The following is an 8,824-nucleotide window of genomic DNA, read 5'->3' as shown; positions in this document are numbered from 1 at the left end:
GTCGCCCTCACGATCGTGCCGGTGCTCGCGTACTGGTTCCTGCGCCCCGGCCGCAGCAGGCGCGAGTCGGGCAAGCGCCTCCCGCCGCTGCAGCGCGCGTACCGGCCGATCATCTCCGGCACGCTCGCGCACCCGTGGCTCACCGTCCTCGCGGCGCTGGTCGTGCTCGCCGGCACGGCGTTCCTGCTGCCGACGCTGCAGACGAACTACCTCGGGTCGACCGGGCAGAACACGCTGAGCGTGACGCAGACCGTCGCGGACGGCACGAGCCTCGACGAGCAGACGGACCAGGCCCGCGAGGTCGACACGAAGCTGCGGGCGATCGACGGCGTGCAGATCGTCAGCGCCTCCATCGGCACGAGCGGCAACTCCGCCCGCGACGCGTTCGTCGGCGGTGCGGGCTCGCAGATCACCTACTCCCTCACGACCGACGAGAGCGCGGATCAGGACGCCCTGCAGCAGCGGATCCGCACCCGGCTCGGCGGCTCGGAGGGGGAGTTCGAGGTCACCTCCGGCCAGGGCTTCGGCACGTCGAGCGACATCGAGGTCGACATCACCGCCGGGAACGCGGACGCGCTCCGCACCGCAGCGGACCGCGTCCTCACGAAGGTGCGGGACCTCGGCGCCGTCGCGGAGGCGAGCAGCGACCTGACCGCCTCGCAGCAGTACCTCGCCGTGCGGATCGACGCGCAGAAGGCGGCGGACGCCGGCTTCACGGAGGCCGCGCTGGCGCAGCTCGTCGCGGCGAGGACGCAGCCGACGAGCATCGGATCCATCACGGTCGGCGACGACAGCATCACCGTCTACCTGCAGCAGCAGGACCCGCCCGCGACGCTCGCCGACCTGCAGCAGATCGAGGTGCCGACCGCGACCGGGCAGAAGCGGCTCTCCACGCTCGCCGCGGTCACGCTCGACACCGAGCCCGCCGCCGTCTCGACGACGGACGGCGCCCGCAGCGCCACGATCACGGCCACGCCGAAGGGCACGGACACGGGCACGGCGATCGCCTCCGTGCAGCGCGCGGTCGACGGCCTCGACCTGCCGGCGGGAGCCTCGGCGACGCTCGGGGGGCTCGCCTCCGACCAGACGACCGCGTTCCAGCAGCTGTTCCTGGCCCTGCTCGCCGCGATCCTGATCGTCTACACGATCATGGTCGCGACGTTCCGCAGCCTGCGGCAGCCGCTGCTGCTGCTGATCTCGGTGCCGTTCGCCGCCACCGGCGCGATCGTGCTGCAGCTCGCCTCCGGCATCCCGCTCGGCGTCGCCTCGTTCATCGGCCTGATCATGCTGGTCGGCATCGTCGTGACGAACGCGATCGTGCTCATCGACCTGGTGCGCCAGTACCGGGAGCGCGGCGAGACCGTGCGCGACGCCGTGCTCGGCGGCGCCACCCGCCGCCTCCGGCCGATCCTGATGACGGCGCTGGCGACGATCTTCGCGCTGATCCCGATGGCGTCCGGGCTGACCGGGCACGGCGGCTTCATCTCGCAGCCGCTCGCGATCGTCGTGATCGGCGGCCTCGTCTCCTCCACGGTGCTGACGCTGATCGTGCTGCCGACGCTCTACTACCTGGTGGAGGGCCGGCGCGAGCGGCGCGACGCCCGGCGGGCGCGGCGCGGCGCGGCGAAGGCGCGCAAGGTCGCGGTCCGGGGCGCCTGACCCGCCGCATCCATCCCCGCAATTGCCCTGCCGTCGCCGAAGAGCACTTCAGCAGGAAGAATTCCGTTCAGCAGGAAGAATCCGCCGGTTTCTTCCTGCTGATGCGCCTGGTTCCTGCTGATGTGCTCCGTTCTTCCTGCTGACGTGCTCTGGGCCGCAGCCGAAGCGAGGAGGTGCGGAGGCGGCGGTACGATTGAGGGTCGGCCCGGACCGCTCGTGGTGTCCATCGGCCGTCGACGCGTCGCATCCGACGCGCTCACACGGCCCCGCTGCAGACGCGCGAAGCGCGCAGCGCCCTGATCGGACGGATCATCCGCATGCCCGCACGTCCCCGCAACAATCCCCAGCCGCACGGCCGCGACGGCGCTGCGCGCCGCCCCGGAACCGGCGGCAGGGGGCCCAGGACCCCGGACGGCGCCAAGCGCCGCTGGACGCCGGAGGAGCGCGAGCAGCGCGCCGGCTCCGCCGCCCGCCCCGAGCGTCCGTCGCGGCCCGGCCGATCGGCCTCGTCCGACGGCAACCGCGCCGCCCGCCGGGAGGACCGCTTCGGCCAGCAGGACGAGCGGGGCGCGGGTCGACCGAGCCGTCGCACCGACTGGTCGCCGGGTCCTCGCACCGGCGGCAAGCGGAACGACAGCACCTCCGGCGACCGCGGCGGCCGGAGCGGCGGCGGTCGCCTCGACCGCGCCGACCGCCCGCAGCGCGACGACCGCGGGGATCGCCCGCAGCGCCCCGAGCGCCCGCAGCGCTCGAACGGGTTCAACCGCACAGGGCGCCCCGAGACCGCGAGCCGCTTCGACCGGAGCGACCGCACGGACCGCGGCGACCGGCCGCAGAGCCAGGGCCGGTTCGAGCGGCCCGACCGCGCGGAGCGCCCGAAGCGGTACGAGTCGAGCGAGCGCCCGGAGCGGAGCGACCGTTCCGACCGCGCGCAGCGCTTCGAGCGTCCGGAGCGGAGCGACCACCCGCAGCGGGATGGCCGGTCCGAGCGGTTCGACCGCGCGGAGCGCCCGCAGCGGGACGACCGGACCGACCGTTCCGACCGCCCGCAGCGCTTCGGTCGGACCGAGCGCGTCGACCGCCCCCAGCGCGACGAGCGTCCCCGCAGCGGCGGCCGCCCCGACTTCGCGGACCGCCCCCGCGCCGACCACCGGCCGGCGCAGCGCCGGGACCGCGACCAGGCGCCGCGCGAGTCGCGGTTCTTCGGCCAGGAGCCGCGGACCGAGCGCTTCCAGGCGCCCGAGGACGTCGTGCTCGAGCACCTCGCCGGGGAGGTCGTGACGCCCGCCCAGGTCGCGGGCACGACGTTCGCGGGCCTCGGGCTCGGCGAGCAGATCACGAAGGCCCTCGCGGAGCTCGGCGCCACCGAGCCGTTCCCGATCCAGGCCGCGACGATCCCGCACGCGCTCGCCGGCCGGAACGTGCTCGGCCGCGGTCGCACGGGCTCCGGGAAGACCATCGCCTTCGGTGCCGCGCTCGTCGAGCGCCTGCTGCGCAACTGGGCGGACTCCGGCCGCACGGGCTCCGGCCGTCGCGTCGGCCGTCCCCCGCGCGCGCTGGTGCTCGCCCCGACCCGCGAGCTCGCGCTGCAGATCGACCGCACGATCCAGCCGATCGCCCGGGCGGTCGGCCTCTACACGACGCAGATCGTCGGAGGCGTGCCGCAGGCGCGGCAGACCGGCGCGCTCGCGAAGGGCGTCGACATCGTCATCGGCACCCCCGGCCGCATCGAGGACCTGCTCGAGCAGCGCCGCCTCGACCTGTCGGCGATCGAGATCGCCGTGCTCGACGAGGCCGACCACATGGCCGACCTCGGCTTCCTGGAGCCCATGCAGCGCTTGCTGCGCCGCGTGCCCGCCTCCGGCCAGCGGATGCTGTTCTCCGCCACGCTCGACTCGGCCGTCTCGCAGCTGGTCGCCGAGTTCCTGCCGGATCCGGCCGTGCACGAGGTCGCGGACCCGGAGGGCTCCGGCACCGCCGACCACCGCGTGCTCGTGATCGATCAGGGCGCGAAGATCCCGGTGCTCGCGGCGCTGGTCGGCGCCGCCGAGCGCTCGCTCGTGTTCGCCCGCACGCGCGCGTTCGCCGAGCAGCTGGCGGACGACCTGGACGCGGAGGGGGTGCGCACGGAGAGCCTCCACGGCGATCTGAACCAGGCGCGCCGCACCCGGAACCTCGCCCGCTTCAGCGAGGGCAAGGTATCGGCGCTCGTCGCGACCGACGTCGCTGCACGCGGCATCCACGTCGACGACATCGACCTCGTCGTGCACGCGGACTCGGCGGAGGACTACAAGACCTACCTCCACCGCTCCGGCCGCACGGGCCGCGCCGGCGCCTCCGGCACCGTCGTCACCCTGATCACCGCGCGTCGCCGACGCCGGTTCACCGAGCTGCTCGAGCGCGCGGGCATCGATGCGGACTTCGTCGTGCTGCACGCCGGCGACGACCCCGTCGCGGCCCTGGGTCGGTGAGCCCGCAGGCCGCGCTGGACGTCGCCGACTGGCGGCAGCGCACCCACGAGCTGTACGCGGCGGTCCGTGCGCAGTACGGGGTCGACCGCGCGGGGGCGCACCGCCGGTGGGTGGAGGGCCGGGACGCGATGTTCCGCGACCACCCGGCCTCGCCGCTGCTGCCCGAGGACGCGCGGGGGTTCTCGGGCCTGCCCGTCCCCGAGTACGACGAGCGGTGGGCGTTCGAGTCGGTCGTGGAGGAGACCGGGCCCGCCCACCTGGACGTGCCGACCGGCACGGACGGCGTGGTGCCGTTCGACCGGATCGGGGCCGTCCGGCTCGGCGACCTCGGCACGCTGGACGTCTGGTGGCTCGGCTCGTACGGCGGCGGCCTCTTCGTCCCCGTGAAGGACCTCTCGGCGGGCCGGGACGGCGGGACGTACGGCGGCGGCCGGTACCTGATCGACACCGGCAAGGGCGCCGACCTCGGCCGCGCGGGCGGCACCCTCGTGCTCGACCTGAACTTCGCCTACAACCCCTCCTGCGCGTACGACCCCGAGTGGGCCTGCCCGCTCGCCCCGATCGGGAACACGCTGCGGGTCGAGGTGCCCGCGGGCGAGCGCTCCTTCACGGCGCACTCCTGACCCATCTCGTTCTGCCGGAACCGGGTTCCGGCAGAACGGAAGGGGGTGTGGAGAGGGAGCGCCGCTGTCGGACGGACCGGTTAGCCTCCGGCGCGTGACCGACGTGCTGCCCGACGCCCGCGAGGGCACCCGGGGCGCCCTCGAGGTGCTGCACCGCGTGTTCGGCTACGACGCGTTCCGCGGGCGGCAGGCGGAGGTCGTCGATGCGGTCGTCGCCGGGGGCGACGCCGTCGTGCTCATGCCGACGGGCGCGGGCAAGTCGCTCTGCTACCAGGTGCCCGCCCTCGTCCGCCGCGGCACCGGCCTCGTGGTCTCGCCGCTGATCGCGCTGATGCACGACCAGGTCGACGCGCTCCGTGCCGCGGGCGTGCGCGCCGAGTTCCTGAACTCCACGCAGAGCATCGACGAGCGCCGGGAGGTGGAGCGCGCGCTGCTCGCCGGCGAGGTCGACCTCGTCTACATCGCGCCGGAGCGGCTGTCGTCCGAGTCGGTCCGCGGGCTGCTCGATCGCGTCGCCGCCGGTCCGGGGCTGTCGGTCTTCGCCATCGACGAGGCCCACTGCGTGTCCCAGTGGGGCCACGACTTCCGCCCCGACTACCTGGCGCTCGCGGACCTGGTCGGCCGGTGGCCGGGGGTGCCGACGATGGCGCTCACCGCCACCGCGACGGAGGCGACCCACCGCGAGCTGACCGCGCGCCTCCACCTCGAGGGCGCGACGCACGTGGTCGCCAGCTTCGACAGGCCGAACATCCAGTACCGGATCGTGCCGAAGGACGACCCGAAGCAGCAGCTGCTGAAGCTGATCCGCGACGAGCACCGCGGCGACGCCGGCATCGTCTACGCCCTCTCGCGGAACGCGGTGGAGCAGACCGCGCAGTGGCTCGCGGAGCGCGGCGTCGACGCGATCCCGTACCACGCGGGCCTCGACGCCCGGATCCGCGCCGCGAACCAGTCCCGCTTCCTCCGCGACGACGGCGTCGTGGTCGTGGCGACGATCGCGTTCGGCATGGGCATCGACAAGCCCGACGTGCGGTTCGTCGCGCACATCGACGTGCCGAAGTCGGTGGAGGGGTACTACCAGGAGACCGGGCGCGCGGGCCGCGACGGCCTGCCCGCCACCGCCTGGCTCGCCTACGGCCTGCAGGACGTGATGCAGCAGCGCCGGTTCATCGAGCAGAGCGTGGGCGACGCCGCCCACAAGCGCAAGCAGTCGGCGAACCTCGATGCGATGCTCGCGCTGTGCGAGACGGTCGGCTGCCGTCGCCGGCAGCTGCTCGCCTACTTCGGTCAGCCGACCGATCAGGACTGCGGCAACTGCGACACCTGCCTCGTCCCGGTCGACACCTGGGACGGCACGGTGCCGGCGCAGAAGCTGCTCTCCACCGTCGTGCGGCTGCAGCGCGAGCGCGGGCAGCGGTTCGGATCCGGGCAGATCATCGACATCCTGCGCGGCAAGCGCACCGCCCGCGTCGAGCAGTACGGCCACGACGACCTCAGCGTCTTCGGCGTCGGCGCCGACCTCTCCGACCGCGCCTGGAAGAGCGTCCTGCGCCAGCTGATCGCGCAGGGCGTCGTCCAGGTCGCCGACGACTACGGCACCCTCGGGCTCGGCGCGCTCGCGGGCGGCGTGCTGAAGGGCGAGCACCCCGTGCGGCTGCGGCACGACCTCGAGCGCGCGTCCTCCGGCGCCGGGTCCAAGCGGGCGTCCCCGGTCGCCGCGGACCTCGACGCGGGGGCGCACGAGCTGTTCGAGCGCCTCCGCTCCTGGCGGGCCGGTCAGGCGAAGGAGCAGGGCGTGCCGGCCTACGTCGTGTTCGGGGACGCGACCCTGCGGGCACTCGCCACCCAGCGGCCGCAGAACGTCGACGCGCTGTCGGGCATCAGCGGCATCGGTGCCGCGAAGCTCGAGCGCTACGGCGAGGACGTGCTGGCCATACTGGCGACGTGACCGAGTTCTGCACCCCGCGCCTCCTGCTGCGTCACTGGCGGGAGGAGGACCGCGAGCCGTGGGCGGCGCTCGGCGCGGATGCCGAGGTGATGCGGCACTTCCCCGCGCCGCTGTCCCGCGCGGAGTCGGACGCGTTCGTCGACCGGGTCGGCGGCGAGCTGGAGGAGCGCGGCTGGGGCCTCTGGGCCGTCGAGGAGCTGGCGACCGGCCGCTTCCTCGGCTTCACGGGGTTGAACGTGCCGCGGTTCGAAGCCCGCTTCCTGCCCGCGACCGAGATCGGCTGGCGCTTCCGCCGCGACGCGTGGGGCCGGGGCTATGCGAGCGAGGCCGCGCGCGGCGCCCTCACGGTCGCGTTCGACGACCTCGGGCTCGACGAGGTGGTGTCGTTCACGGCGACCACGAACACGCGGTCGGAGGCGGTCATGCGGCGGATCGGGATGACCCGTGACCCGGCCGAGGACTTCGACCACCCGGAGCTCAAGGTCGGCAGCCCGCTGCGCCGGCACGTCCTGTACCGCCTCCGCCGCCCGGCTGCTCCGCTGTGAAGGAACTTCTGGGCCTGCGGCCGAGAAGTTCCTTCACAACGGATTCAGTCGCGGATCGCGTCCAGGGCGGCGATCGCGTCGGCGTCGAGGGCGAAGTCGACGTCCGCGTTCTCCGCGATGCGCTTCGGCGTGACCGACTTCGGCAGCGGCAGCACATCCTTCTCGAGGAGGTAGCGGATCGCGACCTGCGCCGGCGTGCGGCCCACGCGCTGCGCGATGTCGTCCAGCACCCCGCCCTCGAGCAGGCGGCCGGTCGCGAGGGGCGAGTAGCCCTCCACGAGCACGCCGTGCTGCTGGCACCACGCGGTGACGTCGTCCTGCGTGCTGCCGACGAACCAGCGGATCTGGTTCGCGTGCGGCACCACGTCCGTCGCGGCGGTCAGCGACTCCAGGTCGGCGACGGAGAAGTTGGAGACGCCGATCGAGCGGGCGCGGCCGTCGGCGTACAGCTGCTCGAAGACCTTCCAGACCTCGATGTTGCCGTCGCGGTGATCGCTGCCCATGTCGTTCCAGGGCCACGGGGCGTGGATCAGGTACAGGTCGACGACACCGAGGTCGAGCCCCGTCTGGGACTTCTCGAAGGCTCGGCGGGCCCCGTCGGCGTCCTTGATCTCGGCGGGCAGCTTCGTGGTGATGAAGATCTCGTCGCGGTCGACGCCGCTCTCGCGCACCGCGCGGCCGACGCTCTGCTCGTTGCCGTAGGCGAGCGCGGTGTCGATGTGGCGGTAGCCGGCGTCGAGCGCGGAGCGCACGGAGTCGTAGGCCTCCTGGCCGTCGGGGATCTGCCAGGTGCCGAACCCGATCTTCGGGATGGCGACGTCGCCGGCGATGGTGAACGTGTCGGTGAGCACGGGCATGTGGGGCCTCCTGCGGTGGAACGGACGGCTGGGAGGCTACGTCCGGACCCTCCCACGGGACCTGGGCGTCACTCCGCCGCAGCGAGGAAGACGGCCGCGGCGGAGGCGAGGCGACCCGGGTCGTCGACGTGGCACAGCTCCCTCGCCGAGTGCATCGAGAGCAGCGGCGTGCCGACGTCGAACGTGCGGATCCCGAGCCGCGTGGCGGTGATCGGGCCGATGGTGGAGCCGCACGGCACGTCGTTGTTCGAGACGAACTCCTGCCAGGGCACGTCGGCTCTCCGGCAGACGCGCGACCAGAGCGCGGCCCCCGCGGCGTCCGTCGTGTAGCGCTGCACCGCGTTGATCTTCAGCAGCGGGCCGCGTCCCGCGACGGGCCGGTTCGCGGGATCGTGCTTCTCGGGCCGGTTCGGGTGCACCGCGTGCCCCGCGTCCGCCGAGCAGCACCAGGACGACGCGAGCGCGCGGGCGAGATCGGCCCGCCCGCCGCCGAGCGCCGCGGTCACGCGCTCGAGCACGTCCGCGAGCAGCGGACCGGCCGCGCCGGAGCGGCTCTCCGACCCGACCTCCTCGTGGTCGAACGCCGCCAGCACCGCGATCGCGCCGGCCGGCTCCGCCGCCTCCATCGCGACGAGCCCCGCGTGCACGGAGGTGAGGTTGTCGAGCCGGGGGGAGGCGAACAGGTCGCCGTCGATGCCGAACCGCCGCGGCGGCTGGGTGT

6 protein-coding genes and 1 pseudogene are annotated in these 8,824 nt (G+C 74.0%); 5 read left to right on the top strand and 2 right to left on the bottom strand.

The window, feature by feature from the left end; all coding sequences use genetic code 11:
• The 5 genes from ACFE60_RS15255 to ACFE60_RS15235 form a co-directional block, all read left to right on the top strand.
• Positions 1-1,659 (top strand): efflux RND transporter permease subunit (locus ACFE60_RS15255; protein WP_375389718.1); only part of this gene is annotated, 1,659 nt, incomplete at its 5' end.
• A gap of 317 nt (positions 1,660-1,976) precedes the next feature.
• Positions 1,977-4,130, top strand: coding sequence for a DEAD/DEAH box helicase (locus tag ACFE60_RS15250; RefSeq protein WP_375389717.1), 2,154 nt, complete (start codon positions 1,977-1,979; stop codon positions 4,128-4,130).
• Positions 4,127-4,753 carry a DUF1684 domain-containing protein gene (locus ACFE60_RS15245; RefSeq protein WP_375389716.1) on the top strand — a complete coding sequence of 209 codons (627 nt, stop codon included), beginning with the start codon at positions 4,127-4,129 and terminating at the stop codon, positions 4,751-4,753. Before ACFE60_RS15250 ends, ACFE60_RS15245 begins: the two co-directional genes overlap by 4 nt.
• A 94-nt stretch (positions 4,754-4,847) precedes the next feature.
• Positions 4,848-6,701: a DNA helicase RecQ gene (recQ, locus tag ACFE60_RS15240; protein ID WP_375389715.1), complete on the top strand. Its 1,854-nt coding sequence runs from the start codon at positions 4,848-4,850 to the stop codon at positions 6,699-6,701.
• Complete coding sequence (locus tag ACFE60_RS15235; RefSeq protein ID WP_375389714.1) at positions 6,698-7,246, top strand: GNAT family N-acetyltransferase; 549 nt, start codon at positions 6,698-6,700, stop codon at positions 7,244-7,246. Before recQ ends, ACFE60_RS15235 begins: the two co-directional genes overlap by 4 nt.
• Before the next feature lie 44 nt (positions 7,247-7,290).
• Here the strand turns inward: ACFE60_RS15235 and ACFE60_RS15230 are convergent, their stop codons facing one another.
• Both ACFE60_RS15230 and ACFE60_RS15225 read right to left on the bottom strand, forming a co-directional pair.
• On the bottom strand, positions 7,291-8,103 hold the full coding sequence (locus ACFE60_RS15230; RefSeq protein WP_375389713.1) for an aldo/keto reductase: 813 nt from the start codon (positions 8,101-8,103) through the stop codon (positions 7,291-7,293).
• A gap of 68 nt (positions 8,104-8,171) precedes the next feature.
• Positions 8,172-8,824: pseudogene (locus ACFE60_RS15225) on the bottom strand (M18 family aminopeptidase); the annotation flags it as partial.

The organism is uncultured Amnibacterium sp. (assembly GCF_964245895.1).
Lineage (GTDB): Bacteria > Actinomycetota > Actinomycetes > Actinomycetales > Microbacteriaceae > Amnibacterium.
Note: the sequence above shows the minus strand (reverse complement) of the source record. Positions and strands in the feature narration are given on the sequence as shown.

Bases quoted from the DNA above. Each gene is read 5' to 3' on its own strand.
- ACFE60_RS15250 (WP_375389717.1), top strand. From the start codon at position 1,977: ATGCCCGCACGTCCCCGCAACAATCCCCAGCCGCACGGCCGCGACGGC.
- ACFE60_RS15230 (WP_375389713.1), bottom strand. From the start codon at position 8,103: ATGCCCGTGCTCACCGACACGTTCACCATCGCCGGCGACGTCGCCATC.